Genomic DNA, 19,096 nt, shown 5'->3' with positions numbered 1-19,096 from the left:
GCCAGCGATAGCGGTGTGTCAGTCAACAAAAATGCTCGATGTGCCGACGCCATCGCTGGCAAGCCAGCTCCCACAAGGTTTGTGGCGTGGCTAATGTTGGTGGTATTTGTCCTCCTGAGTGCCTGCGCCAGCCAGGCGCCGTTGCCGGCGGGCAATCCAACACTCCCGCTGCCGCTGCAACTGCACATCGAACGCCAACAAGCCGAACAACGCCAGGACTGGCTGCTGGTGATCCAGCGCGAAGGCCCGGGCATTCGCTGGTCGATGATGGACCCGCTGGGCATTCCCCAAGCGCGGCAGCAACTGATCGACGGCCATTGGCAGGCCGATGGGCTGCTGCCGCCGAACCCCGAAGCCCGAGAACTGTTTGCCGCGCTGTTGTTCGCCCTGACCCCGTCCGGCGAGCTGCTGCGCAATTACCCCGCCGCACTGCAACAGGGCCAGCAACGCGCCCTGCCGGCGCGCTGGGATATCCGTTATTCACAACCGTTGAGCTTCGAATTGAACCTGCCTCAAGGCCCGCACTACCGTGTTTCTCCGTTGGGTGAACCGACGCCATGACCGCTTACCTGAATGCCCTCGGCGTGATCTGCGCGCTGGGCCGCGACAAACAAGCCGTCGCGCGCAACCTGTTCGCCGGCGACTGCTCGGGCATGCGCCGCGAGTCCGGCTGGGTGGCGGAGCGTGAGTTGCCCGTCGCGGCCGTCCAGGGCGAACTGGCGCCGATCCCGGCAGAACTCGCCGATCAGCGCAGCCGTAACAATCAGCTGCTGCTGGAAGCGGCGTTGCAGATTCGCGATGACATCGATCAAGCGATCCAGACCTTCGGCCGTGAGCGCATCGGAGTGGTCCTCGGCACCAGCACTTCGGGCATCGACGAGGCCAGCCGAGGTCTGGCGCACTACATCCGCGAGCAGCAGTTCCCGGCGGAATACGATTATCGTCAACAGGAACTCGGCGCCCCGGCCAATTTCCTCGCCGACTGGTTGCAACTGAGCGGCCCGGCCTATGTGATTTCCACGGCATGCACCTCCAGCGCCCGGGCACTGATGAGCGCTCAGCGTTTGCTCGATCTGGGCCTGTGCGACGCGGTGCTGTGCGGCGGCGTCGACAGCCTGTGCAAACTGACCCTCAACGGTTTCTCGTCACTCGAAGCGATGTCCGACGAGCGCTGCAATCCGTTCTCGGCCAACCGCAGCGGCATCAATATCGGCGAAGCGGCGGTGCTGTTTGTCATGAGCAAACAACAGGGCAAAGGCCCGGCCATTGCCTTGCTCGGCGCCGGCGCCAGCTCCGACGCCCATCATATTTCTGCCCCTGAACCGACCGGGCGCGGCGCCCTGCAAGCGATGCAGAAAGCCTTGAGCCGCGCTCATCTGCAAGCAGCGCAGATCAACTACCTGAACCTGCACGGCACCGCTACCCAACACAACGACGCCATGGAAAGCCTGGCGGTTGCCGCGCTGTTTCCCGAAGGCGTCGCGTGCTCGTCGACCAAACCGATGACCGGCCACACCCTTGGCGCGGCCGGTGCTCTGGAAGCGGCGTTCTGCTGGCTGAGCCTGAGCGCCAACAACCCCGATCACGCCTTGCCGCCGCACGTCTGGGACGCTCAGGCCGATCCCGCGCTGCCACCGCTGAAGTGGGTGACCGCGAGCGAGCGCCTGACGTCCATTGCACCCCGCTACCTGATGAGCAACTCGTTTGCCTTCGGCGGCAACAACGTCAGCCTGATTATCGGAGACGCCCCATGATCCCCTGGCCGCTCGCCGAACTGCTGCCCCATGCGGGCGACATGATTCTGATCGACAGCATCTCAAGCTTTGACGAGGAGCAGATCTACACCCGTCTGACGGTCCAGCCTGATGGCCTGTTCAACCTGCCCGACGGCAGCCTGCCGGCCTGGGTCGGCATCGAACTGATGGCGCAGAGCGTCGCCGCATTTGCCGGTTGCCACGCGCGGCAGAAAGGCAATCCGGTGGAGCTGGGCTTTCTGCTCGGTACGCGCAAGTTCGAGTGCAACGTCGAAGCGTTTCCCGCCGGCAGCGAACTGACCATCCATGGTCTGCGTTCGCTGGAAGATGAAAACGGCATGGGCGTCTTCGAATGCCATATCAACGGCGCCGGCATTCACGCCAGCGCGCGCCTGAACGTGTTCCGTCCGCCTCAGGTCAATCAATATCTGCAACAGACACAGGAGTCGAACGATGACTGAATCCGTACTGGTCACCGGCTCCAGCCGTGGCATCGGCCGCGCCATTGCCTTGCGCCTCGCAAAGGCCGGGTACGACATCGTCCTGCACTGCCGCAGCGGCGTAGCCGAAGCGCAAGGCGTTCAGGCAGAAATCGAAGCACTGGGGCGCAAGGCGCGCATCCTGCAATTCGACGTTGCCGACCGGGAAACCTGCAAAACCATTCTGGAAGCCGACGTCGAAAGCCACGGCGCCTATTACGGCGTGGTGTTGAATGCCGGGCTCACCCGCGATGGCGCATTTCCAGCTCTGAGTGACGACGATTGGGACGTGGTGTTGCGCACCAACCTCGACGGTTTCTACAACGTCCTGCACCCGGTGATGATGCCGATGATCCGCCGCCGTGCCGCTGGTCGCATTGTCTGCATCACCTCGGTGTCGGGGCTGATCGGCAACCGTGGCCAGGTCAACTACAGCGCCTCCAAGGCCGGCGTGATTGGCGCGGCAAAGGCGTTGGCGATCGAGCTGGGCAAGCGCAAAATCACCGTTAACTGCGTCGCACCGGGCCTGATCGACACGGCGATGCTGGATGAAAACGTGCCGGTGGAAGAGTTGATGAAGATGATCCCCGCGCAACGCATGGGCACCCCGGAAGAGGTCGCCAGTGCGGTGAATTTCCTGATGTCGGCGGAAGCCTCGTACATCACCCGCCAGGTTCTGGCGGTCAACGGAGGCTTGTGCTGATGAAGCGCGTCGTCGTCACCGGCATGGCCGGCATCACTTCGCTGGGCAGCGATTGGGAGACCATCGCCGGCAACTTCGCGGCTAACCGCAGCGGCATCCGCCGCATGGCCGAGTGGGATCGTTTCAGCGAACTCAACACGCGCCTGGCCGGGCCGATCGATGACTTTGCAGTGCCTGCGCACTGGACGCGCAAGCAATTGCGCAGCATGGGCCGGGTGTCGCGGCTGGCGGTCGGCGCAGCAGAAAAAGCGCTGGCTGACGCCGGTCTGCTCGGCAATGAATCGATCAAGGATGGGCGCATGGGCGTCGCTTGTGGTTCGTCCACCGGCAGCACCGACGAGATCAAAGCGTTCGGCAACATGCTGCTCAACTCGGTGGCCGAAGGCCTCAACGCCAACTCCTACGTGCGGATGATGCCGCACACTACCGCCGCCAACATCAGCATCTTCTTTGGTCTCACCGGGCGGCTGATCCCGACGTCCAGCGCCTGCACCAGCGGCAGCCAGGGCATCGGTTACGCCTACGAGGCGATCAAGTTCGGCCGCCTGCCGTTGATGCTCGCCGGTGGCGCCGAGGAGCTGTGCCCGACCGAAGCCATGGTCTTCGACGCGCTCTACGCTACCAGCCTGAAAAACGAGGCGCCACAGACCAGTCCACGCCCGTACGACAAGGGCCGCGATGGCCTGGTGATCGGTGAAGGTGGCGGCATGCTGGTGCTTGAAGAGCTGGAACATGCTTTGGCGCGTGGTGCGCACATCCACGCCGAGATTGTCGGTTTCGGCAGCAACGCCGACGGCCAGCACACCACACGCCCGGAACAAGTGACCATGCGCCGTGCCATGGAACTGGCGCTGGAAGACGCCGGCCTGACGCCGGAGGCCATCGGTTATGTAAATGGCCACGGCACCGCTACAGAACAGGGCGACATTGCCGAAACACTGGCGACCAGCAGTTTGTTTGGCGAACGCATGCCGATCAGCTCGCAGAAGAGTTTCCTCGGCCACACCCTTGGCGCCTGCGGCGCGCTGGAGTCGTGGTTCAGCATCGAGATGATGAACCGCGACCTGTACGTGCACACATTCAACCTCGACGAGGTCGATCCGCACTGCGGCAAACTCGATTACCTGCGCGGCGAATTCCGCCAGATGCATCACGACTACGTGATGAACAACAATTTCGCTTTTGGTGGCGTCAACACCTCGTTGATTTTCCGCCGCTGGCACTGACCGCAACACGTTTGGAGTGAAGGGAATGACTCAGTTTCACCGCATCGCCGCTCTGTTGGCACTGGCTTTTGTGCTCGGCGGTTGCACCAGCAAACCGGTTTACAACGCCAAGGAAGAGTTCTCGCCCAACCTCGGTTTCACCCAGCAACAGATGAGCCGCGCCATCGTCACTGCGCTGAACGATCGCCAGTGGGTCGTGCAATCGGTACGTCCGGGCATGATCAAAGCGGCGATCACCGTACGCGGTCGCCATCACGCCGAAGTCGATATTCCGTTCACCCCGACTTCGTTCGAAATCGACTACCGCAGCAGCTACGGCCTCGATGCCAAGGACGGCAAGATCCACGGCAACTACAACCGCTGGGTCAACCGCCTGCGCGACAACGTGCTCAAAGAGCTGTCGATCAACCCGGACATCGAGTTCGTCAACGACCTGGGCATCGTCAAACAAGGCGCCGACGAGCCGACCTACCTGAGCTTCCGCGAAGGCGTCAAACGCGCCACCGACGCCGGCCTGCTCGACGGCAGCGTGAAGTTCTACCTGGCCGGTGAAACGCTGCCAAAACAGGTGCGTAAACTCGACACCGTGAGCAGCAGCCGCAAAACCAACGGCTCGAACAAATCCAACGAAGACGCCTGCTTCTGGGCCCTGCAATCGGCCTTGGCGACTCTGCAGAACGCCGCAAAAAAAGCCGACGCCAACGCGGTGATCAACATCGCCAGCGTCGACCAGCGTGATCTGTACAAGGACACTGAGAAATTCCAGTGCCGTGCCGGGCTGGTGGTGTCGAGCGTGGCGCTGCGCGGGGACTTGGCGCACGTGGATTGATGGGATTGCAGAAACGACAAAGGGCGCCATTCGGCGCCCTGCTCATTTCAGCTCTACACTCGTCCGGACAGGCCGTCGCACCGCGCCTGATGGAACGGCGAGCCTATCAGCCCTGCACTCGCGGTTCTCTTTCACAGTCAAGGAGATGACCATGCAAGTGAAAGCCCTGATCGCCGCTGCGCTTTTCGCGCTACTGCCCAGCGCCAGCCACGCCACCAATCTGATGTACATGCCCTTCGAAACCGTGCTGTCGGACGCGATTCGCGCCGGACGGCTGGATGGCAGTGTGAAGTTCTATCTGCTCGGCAATGGGCCGCAGGGCACTCAGCAGTTACTGCGCCGGGGGGTGGTCAGTGATTTGAAGACCAATGGCTTCAACAAGAGTGACCACAACTCCTGCGAGTGGGTGTTGCAGTCGAATCTGATCAAGTTGCAGGCTGATGCCAAGCGGGTGGGAGCGAATGCGGTGGTGAATATCGTCAGTTACTACGACCAGCATGTGCGCAAGGACTTGAATACCTACGAGTGCCGGGCGGGGATTTTCGTCACGCGGGTGGCGTTGAAGGGGGATTTGGTGCGGTTGCCCTGAATTGGGTGGTGCTTGAGCGGACGCCTTCGCGAGCAGGCTCGCTCCCACCTTGGAATGCGTTCCCCTGTGGGAGCGAGCCTGCTCGCGATTTGATTGCGCAGCAATCACGCCTTTGAAGGTTCGACCTTGCGCGTAAGAAGGTCGACAAATGCTTTGGCCATCGGCGATTTCTGATCCTTGCGCTGCACCAGCCACACCGCCGACACCGCCTCCGGATCGAGCAACGGGCGATAGACCACGCCGTCGATACGCATCCGCTGATAAGACGCCGGCAGCACCGAAACTCCAAGCCCTGCTGCGACCAGACCGATGATGGTCATCGCCTCCCCCGCCTCTTGGGCGAAGTGCGGGCTGAACCCGGCATCGCGCGCCAGACTCAGCAATTGCGCATACAGCCCGCTGCCGTAACTGCGCGGAAAGAACACGAACGGCTCCAGCGCCAGCGCCGAGAGGAACAGCCCTTCTTCACTGCCTTGCGCCAACGGATGCTTGGAACCGAGCACGGCGACCAGCGGCTCACGCATCAACTCCACCACACTCAGCGAATCCGGCAGGCCCAGCGGGCGCATGATGCCGACCTCGATTGATTCATCCACCAACCCCTCGGCGACTTGCGTGCTGCTCATCTCGCGAAGGTTGAGGTGCACCGCCGGAAAACGCTGACGAAAGGCAAAGATCGCCTGGGGAATGGTCGAATTGAACGGCGCCGAAGAGGTGAAACCAATCTTCAACTCGCCCAGTTCACCGAGCTGCGCACGCCGGGCGACGTCTGCTGCTTTATCGACCTGCGCCAGCACCAGCCGCGCCTCCTCCAGAAACAACCGCCCGGCCTCACTCAACTCGACCCGACGATTGGTGCGCTCGAACAGACGCGCGCCAACCTCTTGCTCCAGCGCCTGAATCTGCTGGCTCAGTGGTGGCTGAGAAATCCCCAGCACTTGTGCGGCGCGGCCAAAATGCAGCTCTTCGGCAACGGCGATGAAGTAGCGCAGATGACGCAATTCCATGGAAACCTCATTAGGTCGTTAAAGCTATCAAACAGGTCGAACAATATATTGGATAGAAACATTAGCCAGCTATATGATTTTTTCATTGCCTGCCTGGCCGTGCCCTCCGAGGTCTGAAGTGAAAACTGCTGTCGCGCCCCTTGCCCATGAAGTCCCGCCCGCCGCTGCGGACGATGTCGTCGCCGAGCTGCAAGAGATCTACATCGAAAAAGGCACGCCGATGTTCATGCGCACGGTGCTGGCGCTGTTCAGCGGCGGTTTTGCGACGTTTGCCCTGCTGTATTGCGTGCAGCCGATGATGCCGCTGTTGTCCCACGAGTACGGAATCAACGCCGCGCAGAGCAGCCTGATCCTCTCGGTGGCGACCGGCATGCTCGCCATCGGCCTGCTGATCACCGGGCCGATTTCCGATCGGGTTGGGCGCAAACCGGTGATGGTGACCGCTCTGTTCGCAGCAGCGCTGTGCACCATGGCCAGTGCGATGATGCCGAGTTGGGAAGGCGTGCTGATCATGCGCGCGCTGATCGGGCTGTCGTTGAGTGGGCTGGCAGCGGTGGCAATGACCTATCTGAGTGAAGAGATCCATCCGCAACACATCGGTCTGGCGATGGGTTTGTACATCGGTGGCAACGCCATTGGCGGGATGAGCGGGCGCTTGATCACCGGCGTGCTGATCGATTTTGTCAGCTGGCACACGGCGATGCTGGTGATTGGCGGTCTGGCGATGATTGCCGCAGCGGTGTTCTGGAAGATCCTTCCCGAGTCGCGCAACTTCCGTTCACGCTCGCTGCACCCGCGCAGTCTGCTCGACGGCTTCACCATGCACTTTCGCGATGCCGGTCTGCCGCTGCTGTTTCTTGAAGCGTTCGTGTTGATGGGCGCGTTTGTCACGCTGTTCAACTACATCGGTTATCGCTTGCTGGCCGCACCGTACAACCTTGATCAGGTGTTCGTGGGCTTGCTGTCGGTGGTGTATCTGTCGGGGATCTACAGCTCGGCGAAAATTGGCTCGCTGGCAGACAAACTGGGGCGACGCAAAGTGTTGTGGGCGACCATTGCGCTGATGTTCGCCGGCCTTGCCTTGACGATGTTTACGCCACTGTTACTGGTGATTGTCGGCATGTTGATTTTCACCTTTGGTTTCTTTGGTGCGCACTCGGTGGCAAGTAGCTGGATCGGTCGACGCGCGACCAAGGCCAAGGGCCAGGCGTCGTCGTTGTACCTGTTCAGTTATTACGCCGGGTCGAGCATTGCCGGCACGGCGGGCGGGGTGTTCTGGCATCTCGGAGGCTGGAACGGGATTGGTTTGTTTATTGGTGCGCTGTTGCTGATCGCGCTGTTGGTGGCGTTGAAACTGGCGAAGTTGCCGCCACTCAGCGGTGTCAAAGCCTGAAGCGCAACCCATGTAGGAGTGAGCCTGCTCGCGATAGCGGTGTGTCAGCCAACATATTGGGCGACTGGCTCACCGCTATCGCGAGCAGGCTCACTCCTACAATTGATCTGCGTACGACGTTGAATCGTGGAAACAAAAACGCCCGGCATTTAGCCGGGCGTTTTTTATGGTGTGGCGATCACTCGTGATACTGCGCCGACAGCTCATGCACCGCGCGCAGGAACGCACCGGCATGTTCCGGATCAACCTCAGGCGTGATGCCGTGACCGAGGTTGAAAACATGGCCACTGCCCTTGCCATAGCTGGCCAGAATGCGCCCGACTTCAGTGCGGATCGCTTCCGGTTTTGCGTAAAGCACGGTCGGGTCCATGTTGCCTTGCAGCGCAACCTTGTCGCCGACACGGGCGCGGGCGTTGCCGATGTCGCAGGTCCAGTCCAGGCCCAGGGCGTCGGCACCCGCCTCGGCGATGCTTTCCAGCCACAGGCCGCCGTTCTTGGTGAAGAGGATCACCGGCACTTTGCGACCGTCGTGCTCGCGGATCAGGCCGCTGACGATCTTCTTCATGTAGGCCAGCGAGAACTCCTGATACGCCGCCGCCGACAGGTTACCGCCCCAGGTGTCGAAGATCTGCACCGCTTGCGCGCCGGCCATGATCTGACCGTTAAGGTATGAGGTCACCGACTGCGCCAGTTTATCCAGCAGCAGGTGCATGGCTTGCGGGTTGTCGTAGAGCATCGCCTTGGTCTTGCGGAAGTCTTTCGACGAACCGCCTTCAACCATGTAGGTCGCCAGGGTCCACGGGCTGCCGGAGAAACCGATCAACGGCACACGGCCGTTCAGCTCGCGACGGATGGTGCTGACTGCGTCCATCACATAGCCGAGGTCTTTGTGCGGATCAGGGATTGGCAAGGCTTCGATGTCAGCGAGGGTGCTGACGACTTTCTTGAAGCGCGGACCTTCACCGGTCTCGAAGTACAGGCCCTGGCCCATGGCATCGGGGATGGTGAGGATGTCGGAAAACAGAATCGCCGCGTCCAGTTGTGGATAGCGGTCGAGCGGTTGCATCGTGACTTCGCAGGCGAATTCCGGATTCATGCACAGGCTCATGAAATCACCGGCCTGGGCGCGGCTGGCGCGGTATTCCGGCAGGTAGCGGCCGGCCTGGCGCATCATCCACACCGGGGTGACGTCAACGGGTTGCTTGAGCAGGGCGCGGAGGAAACGGTCGTTCTTCAGGGCAGTCATGTCGGCATCCGGAAAAAAAGTGCGGGCATTTTCTCAGAGCGCGACGCAAAAGGCACGGATGCAGGTCAGCCTTTTGTCTATCGGGTCAATTTATTGCGTTGGAATGCTGATTTTGCAGCAACACAACGCACTGTGGGAGCTGGCTTGCCAGCGATGCAGACACCTCGTTTTGTCAGATTGACCGAGGTGATGCTATCGCTGGCAAGCCAGCTCCCACAGGTATTGCATTGCAGTCAGCTAGACGGGTTTAGACGCCCAGGTAATCGAGGATCCCTTCGGCAGCATTGCGGCCTTCGAAGATTGCCGTCACCACCAGGTCGGAACCGCGCACCATGTCGCCACCGGCGAAGATTTTCGGATTGCTGGTCTGGTGCTTGTACTGACCTTGCTCAGGCGCAACAACGCGGCCCTGGCTGTCGGTCTGGATCTCGAACTGTTCGAACCACGGCGCCGGGCTCGGGCGGAAACCGAAGGCGATGACCACGGCATCAGCCGGGATGATCTCTTCGGAACCCGGGATCGGCTCTGGGCTGCGACGGCCACGGGCGTCCGGTTCGCCGAGACGGGTCTCGACCACTTTCACGCCTTCAACCTTGTCTTCGCCGACGATGGCGATCGGCTGGCGGTTGTAGAGGAATTTCACGCCTTCTTCCTTGGCGTTCTTCACCTCTTTGCGCGAGCCGGGCATGTTCGCTTCGTCACGACGATAAGCGCAGGTCACCGACTTGGCGCCCTGACGGATCGACGTGCGGTTGCAGTCCATCGCCGTGTCGCCGCCGCCGAGCACCACAACCTTCTTGCCTTTCATGTCGACGAAATCTTCCGGCGACTTTTCAAAGCCCAGGTTGCGATTGACGTTGGCGATCAGGAAGTCCAGCGCGTCATACACGCCCGGCAGATCCTCACCGGCAAAACCGCCCTTCATGTAGGTGTAGGTGCCCATGCCCATGAACACCGCATCGTATTCGGCGAGCAGTTGTTCCATGGTCACGTCTTTGCCGACTTCGGTATTCAGACGGAACTCGATGCCCATGCCGGTGAAGACTTCGCGACGATTGCTCAGCACGGTCTTTTCCAGCTTGAACTCAGGAATGCCGAAGGTCAGCAAACCACCGATTTCCGGGTTCTTGTCGAACACCACCGGGGTCACGCCGCCGCGTACCAGCACGTCGGCACAACCCAGGCCCGCCGGGCCCGCACCGATGATGGCGACACGTTTACCGGTCGGCTTGACCTTGGACATGTCCGGGCGCCAGCCCATGGCGAACGCGGTGTCGGTGATGTACTTCTCGACCGAACCGATGGTCACCGCGCCGAAACCGTCGTTAAGGGTGCAGGCACCCTCGCACAGACGATCCTGCGGGCACACCCGGCCGCAGACTTCCGGCAAGGTGTTGGTCTGGTGCGACAGTTCGGCGGCCTGGAGGATGTTGCCCTCGGCCACCAGCTTCAGCCAGTTGGGAATGAAGTTGTGCACCGGGCACTTCCATTCGCAATACGGGTTGCCGCAACCCAGGCAGCGGTGGGCCTGATCGGCCGACTGCTGGGGTTTGAACGGTTCGTAGATTTCGACGAACTCTTTTTTGCGTTGACGCAACAGTTTCTTCTTCGGATCTTTGCGCCCGACATCGATGAACTGGAAGTCGTTATTCAGACGTTCAGCCATTGTTAAAACCTCATCAAACTCTTCAGGCGCATATCACTGCGGGTTGGCACGAGTGCTGGAAAGCAACGACTTCAGGTTGGCAGCCTTAGGCTTGACCAGCCAGAAACGGCGCAGGTAGTCATCGAGGTTTTCAGCGAGTTCACGACCCCACTCGCTGTCGGTTTCCGCGACGTACTCGTTCAGCACGTTTTGCAGGTGGCTGCGATAGGCTTCCATCGCCTCGCCGCTGATCCGCTGGATTTCCACCAGTTCGTGGTTGACCCGGTCAACGAAGGTGTTGTCCTGGTCGAGCACGTAGGCGAAACCACCGGTCATGCCAGAGCCGAAGTTGTAACCGGTCTTGCCCAGAACGCAGACAAAACCACCGGTCATGTACTCACAGCAGTGATCGCCAGTGCCTTCCACAACCGTGTGGGCACCGGAGTTGCGCACGGCGAAACGCTCGCCTGCGGTGCCGGCGGCGAACAACTTGCCGCCGGTCGCGCCATACAGGCAGGTGTTGCCGATGATGGCGCTTTCCTGAGTTTTGTAAACGCTGCCCTTCGGCGGCACGATGGTCAGCTTGCCACCGGTCATGCCTTTGCCGACGTAGTCGTTGGCGTCACCTTCGAGGTACATGTTCAGACCGCCGGCGTTCCACACGCCGAAGCTCTGACCCGCCGTGCCCTTGAAGCGGAAGGTGATCGGCGCTTTCGCCATCCCTTGGTTACCATGCTTGCGGGCGATTTCGCCGGAGATCCGCGCGCCGATCGAACGGTCGCAGTTGCAGATATCCAGATCGAACTCGGCGCCGCTCATGTCGTTGATCGCCGACGACGCCATCTCGACCATTTTCTCGGCCAGCAGGCCCTGGTCGAACGGCGGGTTGCGCTCAACGCCGCAGAACTGTGGCTTGTCTGCCGGAATGTGATCGCTGCCCAACAGCGGCGTCAGATCCAGATGGTTTTGCTTGGCGGTCTGGCCTTCGAGGATTTCCAGCAGATCGGTGCGACCGATCAACTCTTCGAGGGAGCGTACGCCGAGCTTGGCCAGCCACTCACGGGTTTCCTCGGCGACGTAGGTGAAGAAATTCACCACCATGTCGACGGTACCGATGTAGTGATCCTTGCGCAGCTTCTCGTTCTGAGTCGCGACGCCGGTGGCGCAGTTGTTCAGGTGGCAGATGCGCAGGTATTTGCAGCCCAGCGCGATCATCGGCGCAGTACCGAAGCCGAAGCTTTCGGCGCCGAGGATCGCTGCCTTGATCACGTCGAGGCCGGTTTTCAGGCCACCGTCGGTCTGCACCCGGACTTTGCCGCGCAGGTCGTTGCCGCGCAGGGTCTGGTGGGTTTCGGCGAGACCGAGTTCCCACGGAGCGCCTGCGTATTTGATCGAGGTCAGCGGCGAAGCACCGGTGCCACCGTCGTAGCCGGAGATGGTGATCAAGTCCGCATAGGCCTTGGCCACACCGGCGGCGATGGTGCCGACGCCTGCTTCGGCTACCAATTTGACCGAAACCAGTGCTTTCGGGTTGACCTGCTTCAGGTCAAAAATCAGCTGCGACAAGTCTTCGATCGAATAGATGTCGTGGTGCGGCGGCGGCGAAATCAGGGTCACGCCCGGCACTGCGTAACGCAGCTTGGCGATCAAACCGTTCACTTTACCGCCCGGCAGTTGCCCGCCCTCGCCCGGCTTGGCGCCCTGAGCAACCTTGATCTGCAGTACTTCGGCGTTGACCAGGTATTCCGGGGTCACGCCGAAACGGCCAGTCGCGACTTGCTTGATTTTCGAGCTCTTGATGGTGCCGTAACGCGCCGGATCTTCACCACCTTCGCCGGAGTTAGAACGCGCACCGAGACGGTTCATGGCTTCGGCCAGGGCTTCGTGAGCTTCCGGCGACAAGGCGCCCAGCGAGATACCAGCGGAGTCGAAGCGCTTGAGCACCGATTCCAGCGGCTCGATTTCACTGATGTCCAGCGGCTTGTCGAGGGTCTTGACCTTGAACAGGTCGCGGATCATCGACACCGGACGGTTGTCCACCAGCGAGGTGTACTCCTTGAACTTGGCGTAGTCGCCCTGCTGCACGGCGGCTTGCAGGGTGTTGACCACGTCCGGGTTGTACGCGTGATATTCGCCACCGTGGACGAACTTCAGCAGACCGCCCTGCTGGATCGGCTTGCGCGGACTCCAGGCTTCGGTGGCCAGCGCTTTCTGCTCGGCTTCGATGTCGACGAAACGCGCACCCTTGATGCGGCTCGGCACGCCACGGAAGCTCAGCTCGCACACTTCTTCGGACAGGCCGATGGCTTCGAACAACTGCGCACCACGATACGAGGCGATGGTCGAGATGCCCATCTTCGACAGGATCTTCAGCAGACCTTTGGTGATGCCCTTACGGTAGTTCTTGAACACCTCATAGAGGTCGCCCAGCACTTCACCGGTACGGATCAAGTCGCCCAGCACTTCATAAGCCAGGAACGGATAGACCGCCGAGGCGCCGAAGCCGATCAGCACCGCAAAGTGATGCGGATCGCGCGCGGTTGCGGTTTCAACCAGGATGTTGGAATCGCAACGCAGGCCTTTTTCGGTCAGACGATGGTGCACGGCACCGGTCGCCAAGGATGCGTGGATCGGCAGTTTGCCCGGGGCAATATGGCGGTCGCTCAGAACGATCTGGGTCCGCCCGCCGCGCACGGCTTCTTCAGCCTGATCGGCAACGTTGCGGATCGCCGCTTCGAGGCCAACGCTTTCGTCGTAGTTGAGGTCGATGATCGCCCGTTCGAAACCCGGGCGGTCGAGGTTCATCAGCGAGCGCCACTTGGCCGGCGAAATCACCGGCGAGCTGAGGATCACGCGCGAAGCGTGTTCCGGCGACTCCTGGAAAATGTTGCGCTCGGCACCGAGGCAGATTTCCAGCGACATCACGATCGCTTCACGCAGCGGGTCGATCGGCGGGTTGGTGACCTGCGCGAACTGCTGGCGGAAATAGTCGTACGGCGTGCGCACACGCTGCGAGAGCACGGCCATCGGCGTGTCATCGCCCATCGAACCCACGGCTTCGTAGCCTTGCTCGCCGAGCGGACGCAGTACCTGATCGCGCTCTTCGAACGTGACCTGATACATCTTCATGTATTGCTTGAGCTGATCGACGTCGTAAAAAGCCGAACCGTGATCGTTGTCTTCCATGGTCGCCTGAATGCGCAGGGCATTCTTGCGCAGCCATTGCTTGTACGGATGACGGGATTTCAGACGGTTGTCGATCGCATCGGTATCGAGGATCTGCCCGGTTTCGGTGTCCACGGCGAGGATCTGCCCCGGACCGACACGGCCCTTGGCGATCACGTCTTCCGGCTGGTAGTTCCAGACGCCGATTTCCGACGCAACGGTGATGAAGCCGTTGGTGGTAGTGACCCAGCGCGCCGGGCGCAGACCGTTACGGTCGAGCAGGCACACTGCGTAACGACCATCGGTCATGACCACGCCGGCCGGGCCGTCCCACGGTTCCATGTGCATCGAGTTGTACTCGTAGAACGCACGCAGATCCGGGTCCATGGTTTCGACGTTCTGCCACGCAGGCGGAATGATCATCCGCACGCCACGGAACAGGTCGATGCCACCGGTGACCATCAGCTCGAGCATGTTGTCCATGCTCGAGGAGTCGGAACCGACACGGTTGACCAGCGGGCCGAGTTCTTCCAGATCCATCAGATCGTTGGTGAACTTGGTCCGACGGGCCTGCGCCCAGTTACGGTTACCGGTAATGGTGTTGATCTCGCCGTTGTGGGCGAGGAAGCGGAATGGCTGGGCCAGCGGCCATTTCGGCAGGGTGTTGGTGGAGAAGCGCTGGTGGAACACGCAGATCGCGGTTTGCAGGCGCTCGTCACTCAGGTCTGGATAAAATGCGGCCAGATCGGCCGGCATCATCAGGCCTTTATAGATGATGGTCTTGTGCGAAAAGCTGCAGATGTAGTGGTCGGAGTCGACCGCGTTGGCCACCGACGAACGACGACGCGCACTGAACAGCTTCACGGCCATGTCCTGATCGCTCAGGCCTTCGCCGCCGATGTACACCTGCTCGATCTGCGGCAGGCGCTCAAGGGCCAGGCGGCCGAGGACACTGGTGTCGATCGGCACTTTGCGCCAGCCGATCAGTTGCAGGCCTTCAGCGAGGATCTCGCGGTTCATGTTCTCGCGAGCGGCTTCGGCCTTGGCCGGATCCTGGTTGAAGAAGACCATGCCCACCGCGTATTGCTTGGGCAGCTCGACGCTGAAGGTTTCCTGGGCAATGGCGCGCAGGAACGCATCAGGTCTTTGAATCAGCAGACCGCAACCGTCACCGGTCTTGCCGTCGGCATTAATCCCACCGCGGTGGGTCATGCAGGTCAGGGCCTCAATGGCCGTTTGCAAAAGGGTATGACTGGGCTCGCCCTGCATATGGGCTATCAGGCCGAAACCGCAGTTATCCTTGAATTCATCTGGTTGGTACAGACCTGCTTTCATAGACACTTTCTCACCAGGCTGCCTCTTTTCGAGGCAAATTTCTTTTCAATTCAACCACTTGCATCCTGCGCCGAACGTACGCCGGCTTCGCGGGGGCAAAAGGGTGGTCATTGTACACAGCGACACAGAGGCTCACAAATTTGACGACGAAATGTCGCAAATTCATGTCGCATTTGTGAAAGGTTTAAAGCGATCTGCTGTGCTAGTCAAAACTTTTTTAATTTTGACCGCAACGACTCAAAGACTACTGTGACGCAGACACCACAAGGCACGCGACCTGGAAGGAAGCGCGCACTCGTAGAAATTTTGAGGTGCTTGGAGAGGCGGCCTGGGTAAGGCCGCCGAATCTTCAGCGAGTTGTTGCCAGTTCCTGTTGGACGCTGGCGACAGTGCGAGGCCAAGGTTTACCAGCCTGAACCTTCGCTGGCAAGGCCTTGATGGCAGAAACGGCTGCATCACGATTGGCGAAGTTGCCGTAGGTGATCACGTAAAGCGGTTTGCCGTTGAGGACTTTCTTGAAATAACGGTACTCGCCGCCCTGCTCTTTGACGAAGTTTTGCGCTGCCGCTTCAGAGCTGGTGCCGAGGATCTGCACCACGTAATTACCGGTCGGCTGACCGGCATACCAGCTGCCACCGGCGGCTTTGGCGACGGTCACAGGCTTCTCGGCCGGTTTCGTCGCGGCGACGGGCTTGGCCGGCGCTGGAGCCGGTTTCGTCGCTGGCGCTGCCGGAGCAGGCTTGGCGGTGGCGACTTGTGTTGGCGCAGGAGTCGGTTTGGCCGCCGGAACTGGCACCGGTGTCGGCGCAGGACCTGCGGGAACACCTGCCGGTGGCGCCGAAGTGGTCACGGTTGGCGGTGTGGCGCTGGAGCCTTCCAGAGGCACACCGTCGTCGCCTTCGGTAATACCGCCAGCGGCTTCAGCCAGCGGGCCGCGCATGACCGGCTGGGAGTTACCGACCAGCGGCAACGGCATCGGTTGCGTATTGCCGGCGAACTCGACGTTCGGTGCGCCGCCATTGGCACCCTGCCCCAATGGCAACTGTGCCTGTTCATTGGCAGGAGCGCCGGTGGTTGGCGCCTTATTGCGACCCGGCATCAACCAGGCGGCGGCGACCGCGACCACAACGACGGCGGAAATCGCCAATACGTGTTTCTTCGGCATGTTGAACCCCATACTTGGACGCTTGACCGCAGAGCGGCTGGCAATCATGACTTCGATCAGAGCATCGCGAGCGACCTGGTTGATGTTGCCCGGCCAACCCTCGGCACTTTCGTGAATATCAGAGATCTGATCTGCGCTGAAAAGTTCGACACCCCGGCCCGCACCTTCGAGCCGTTGGTCGAGATATTCGCGGGTCTCTTCTTCGGTGTACGGCTGCAGCTCGATGACGTGGAAACGCTCCTCCTCAAGGTGCAAAGCCTCGAGCTGAGCGATCAGCGACGATTCACCGAACAGGAACACATGCGGGCGACCTTCCGGTGCGCCGGCACCCAGCGCCATCAGCGCTTCGAGAGCGGACTCGTCGAGCTGCTCAGCGTCGTCCACCAACAGATAGACTTCCTGGCCGGTCAGTGCGAGTTGCACCACTTGATCCAGAATCGCGCCAACTTCGGCCTGAGCGACGTTCAGCGCCTGCGCCACCTGGCGCAACACACCGGCAGCATCACCGGCGCCACGGGCGGAAACCACCACGCTCTGCACCGACTGCTTGTTGGTGCTGGCGACCAGCGCCTGACGCAGCAACGTCTTGCCGCTGCCTTGCGGGCCGGTGACCACCAGCAGCAACTGGCTGTAACGCGCCAGATGATGCAGTTGACCCAGCACCGGTTTGCGCTGAGCCGGGAAGAACTTGAAGCCCGGCACGCGTGGCGCGAACGGGTCGTGACTTAACTGGAAATGGCCGAGGAACGCCTCGTCGGCATGCAAACTAGTCATTGGAATCTTTTCAACCTTTAAGCTGAGCCAGGGCGCGGTAATCCGCTCCCAGCGTGGCCTGTAGAACCTCTTTCGGATAATCGTCGGTCACTACCGCTTCGCCCATCCGGCGCAGCAGCACCAGGCGCAGACGACCGTCGATCACTTTTTTGTCGATTGCCATGTGTTGAAGAAAATCGGCTTCGGTCATTTCAGTCGGCGGCACCACTGGCAAGCCGGCGCGCTGGAACAGACGAATACCGCGATCACGCTCCTCGTCACTGATCCAGCCCAGACGCGCGGACATCTCCAGCGCCATCACGGTGCCAGCCGCGACCGCTTCCCCGTGCAACCAGACACCATAGCCCATGTGGGTTTCGATGGCGTGGCCGAAAGTGTGGCCGAGGTTGAGCGTGGCACGTACGCCGGTTTCTTTCTCATCGGCGCCAACCACCGCAGCCTTGGCCGCGCAAGAGCGCTCGATCGCGTAAGTCAGGGCTTTCTGGTCCAGCGCGCGCAGGGCATCGACGTTTTCTTCGAGCCAGGTCAGGAACGGCTCGTCGCAGATCAGCCCGTACTTGATGACTTCGGCCAGACCGGCAGACAGTTCGCGCTCTGGCAGGGTTTTCAGGGACGCCGTATCGATCAGCACCACGTTCGGCTGGTAGAACGCGCCAACCATGTTCTTGCCTAGTGGATGGTTGATACCGGTCTTGCCGCCCACCGAAGAATCGACCTGGGACAGCAATGTCGTCGGAATTTGGATGAAGTCGACGCCGCGCTGGTAACAGGCAGCGGCAAAACCGGCCATGTCACCGATCACACCGCCGCCAAGAGCGATCACGGTGGTACGGCGGTCATGACGGGCAGTCAGCAGACCGTCGAAGATCAGTTGCAGGGTTTCCCAGTTCTTGAAGGCTTCGCCGTCCGGCAACACCACGGAGATCACCGAGAACTGCGCCAGGCTGCGGGTCAGACGTTCAAGATAGAGCGGCGCAACGGTCTCGTTGGAGATGATTGCCACCTGCCGCCCATGGATATGCGGAGCCAGCAGCTCGGGCTGATCCAACAAACCTTCGCCAATATGAATCGGGTAGCTGCGCTCGCCTAGATCGACCTTGAGTGTCTGCATGTGTCCCCACAGTGAAGATGGAAGCAGGCGTCCTGCCCTGAATTATTGGTTATCTGCGGCCTATAGCGGGTATGACGCCGCTTGCACGCCATCCGCCACAACCTCGGCGGACTGTGACAGGACGCCGAGGATAGCGCATTTCGAGCGCTGCTTTAACGGGGAGGAAGCTGCGCCAGACGATCGAGAATGTCGAGCACCACCATACGTGGCGGCCGCTCGTCGGTTTCCACCACCAGATCGGCAATTTCCCGATAAAGCGGATCGCGGATCGCCAGCAGGTCACGCAGGGTTTTTTCCGGATTGGCAGTACGCAGCAACGGCCGGTTGCGATCGCGCGACGTGCGGCCGACCTGCTGCTCCACAGAGGCGTGCAGATACACCACTCGCCCACCCTCATGCAGGGCCTTGCGATTGGCATCGCGCATGACTGCGCCACCGCCGGTCGCCAACACCACGCCATCGAACGCGCACAGCTCGGCGATCATCGCCTGCTCACGGTCACGAAAGCCGGGTTCGCCTTCCTTGTCGAAGATCCACGGGATATTGGCGCCCGTGCGCAATTCAATTTCCTTGTCGGAATCTTTGAACGGCAGGCGCAGCTCTTTGGCCAGTAACCGGCCGATGGTGCTTTTGCCAGCACCCATCGGTCCTACAAGAATCAAATTTCGCACAGAA

At 60.9% G+C, this 19,096-nt stretch carries 15 protein-coding genes; 8 read left to right on the top strand and 7 right to left on the bottom strand.

What is annotated here, in order from left to right; genetic code table 11:
• The first annotated feature begins 93 nt into the window (after positions 1 to 93).
• The 7 genes from ACOYXH_RS27855 to ACOYXH_RS27825 all read left to right on the top strand — a co-directional run bounded on the left by ACOYXH_RS27855 (position 94) and on the right by ACOYXH_RS27825 (position 5,580).
• The gene (locus ACOYXH_RS27855) at positions 94 to 561 is read left to right on the top strand and encodes a hypothetical protein (protein WP_309475310.1); all 468 of its coding nucleotides are present in this window, start codon (positions 94 to 96) and stop codon (positions 559 to 561) included.
• The gene (locus ACOYXH_RS27850; RefSeq protein WP_095047220.1) at positions 558 to 1,754 is read left to right on the top strand and encodes a beta-ketoacyl-[acyl-carrier-protein] synthase family protein; all 1,197 of its coding nucleotides are present in this window, start codon (positions 558 to 560) and stop codon (positions 1,752 to 1,754) included. The genes ACOYXH_RS27855 and ACOYXH_RS27850 overlap by 4 nt, the downstream gene beginning before the upstream one ends.
• The gene (locus ACOYXH_RS27845; RefSeq protein ID WP_095047219.1) at positions 1,751 to 2,215 is read left to right on the top strand and encodes a hotdog family protein; all 465 of its coding nucleotides are present in this window, start codon (positions 1,751 to 1,753) and stop codon (positions 2,213 to 2,215) included. Before ACOYXH_RS27850 ends, ACOYXH_RS27845 begins: the two co-directional genes overlap by 4 nt.
• A complete protein-coding gene (gene fabG, locus ACOYXH_RS27840) occupies positions 2,208 to 2,936 on the top strand; it encodes a 3-oxoacyl-ACP reductase FabG (protein ID WP_095047218.1) in 729 nt (242 codons plus the stop codon). The genes ACOYXH_RS27845 and fabG overlap by 8 nt, the downstream gene beginning before the upstream one ends.
• Positions 2,936 to 4,162: a beta-ketoacyl-ACP synthase gene (locus ACOYXH_RS27835; RefSeq protein ID WP_095047217.1), complete on the top strand. Its 1,227-nt coding sequence runs from the start codon at positions 2,936 to 2,938 to the stop codon at positions 4,160 to 4,162. The genes fabG and ACOYXH_RS27835 overlap by 1 nt, the downstream gene beginning before the upstream one ends.
• 25 nt (positions 4,163 to 4,187) lie before the next feature.
• Positions 4,188 to 4,991 (top strand): hypothetical protein, encoded by an 804-nt coding sequence (locus tag ACOYXH_RS27830; RefSeq protein ID WP_095047216.1) that lies wholly within the window; start codon positions 4,188 to 4,190, stop codon positions 4,989 to 4,991.
• Between the two features lie 151 nt (positions 4,992 to 5,142).
• Entirely contained in the window at positions 5,143 to 5,580 is a 438-nt protein-coding gene (locus ACOYXH_RS27825; protein ID WP_095120715.1) for an excinuclease, read from the top strand.
• A 104-nt stretch (positions 5,581 to 5,684) separates the two neighbouring features.
• Here the strand turns inward: ACOYXH_RS27825 and ACOYXH_RS27820 are convergent, their stop codons facing one another.
• Positions 5,685 to 6,587, bottom strand: coding sequence for a LysR family transcriptional regulator (locus ACOYXH_RS27820; RefSeq protein ID WP_099757784.1), 903 nt, complete (start codon positions 6,585 to 6,587; stop codon positions 5,685 to 5,687).
• A 118-nt stretch (positions 6,588 to 6,705) separates the two neighbouring features.
• On the opposite strand from ACOYXH_RS27820, the gene ACOYXH_RS27815 reads away from it, so the two are divergent.
• Positions 6,706 to 7,980 carry an MFS transporter gene (locus tag ACOYXH_RS27815; protein WP_095047211.1) on the top strand — a complete coding sequence of 425 codons (1,275 nt, stop codon included), beginning with the start codon at positions 6,706 to 6,708 and terminating at the stop codon, positions 7,978 to 7,980.
• Positions 7,981 to 8,158: 178 nt separating this feature from the next.
• Here the strand turns inward: ACOYXH_RS27815 and hemE are convergent, their stop codons facing one another.
• The 6 genes from hemE to aroK form a co-directional block, all read right to left on the bottom strand.
• Entirely contained in the window at positions 8,159 to 9,226 is a 1,068-nt protein-coding gene (gene hemE, locus ACOYXH_RS27810) for a uroporphyrinogen decarboxylase (protein WP_008077242.1), read from the bottom strand.
• A gap of 247 nt (positions 9,227 to 9,473) precedes the next feature.
• The gene (locus tag ACOYXH_RS27805) at positions 9,474 to 10,892 is read right to left on the bottom strand and encodes an FAD-dependent oxidoreductase (protein WP_007909438.1); all 1,419 of its coding nucleotides are present in this window, start codon (positions 10,890 to 10,892) and stop codon (positions 9,474 to 9,476) included.
• A 33-nt stretch (positions 10,893 to 10,925) separates the two neighbouring features.
• Entirely contained in the window at positions 10,926 to 15,371 is a 4,446-nt protein-coding gene (gene gltB / locus ACOYXH_RS27800) for a glutamate synthase large subunit (protein WP_258709125.1), read from the bottom strand.
• A 349-nt stretch (positions 15,372 to 15,720) separates the two neighbouring features.
• Positions 15,721 to 17,310, bottom strand: a complete 1,590-nt coding sequence (locus tag ACOYXH_RS27795; protein WP_095047209.1) for an AAA family ATPase — start codon at positions 17,308 to 17,310, stop codon at positions 15,721 to 15,723.
• Positions 17,311 to 17,320: 10 nt separating this feature from the next.
• Complete coding sequence (aroB, locus tag ACOYXH_RS27790) at positions 17,321 to 18,421, bottom strand: 3-dehydroquinate synthase (RefSeq protein WP_093430081.1); 1,101 nt, start codon at positions 18,419 to 18,421, stop codon at positions 17,321 to 17,323.
• A 152-nt stretch (positions 18,422 to 18,573) separates the two neighbouring features.
• Positions 18,574 to 19,092 carry a shikimate kinase AroK gene (gene aroK, locus ACOYXH_RS27785; RefSeq protein ID WP_011332081.1) on the bottom strand — a complete coding sequence of 173 codons (519 nt, stop codon included), beginning with the start codon at positions 19,090 to 19,092 and terminating at the stop codon, positions 18,574 to 18,576.
• Positions 19,093 to 19,096: the final 4 nt, after the last annotated feature.

The sequence above is a fragment of the Pseudomonas sp. Mb7 genome, from assembly GCF_054790525.1.
The sequence above is the reverse complement of the archived record's forward strand: the minus strand, read 5'-3'. Positions and strand labels throughout refer to the sequence as shown.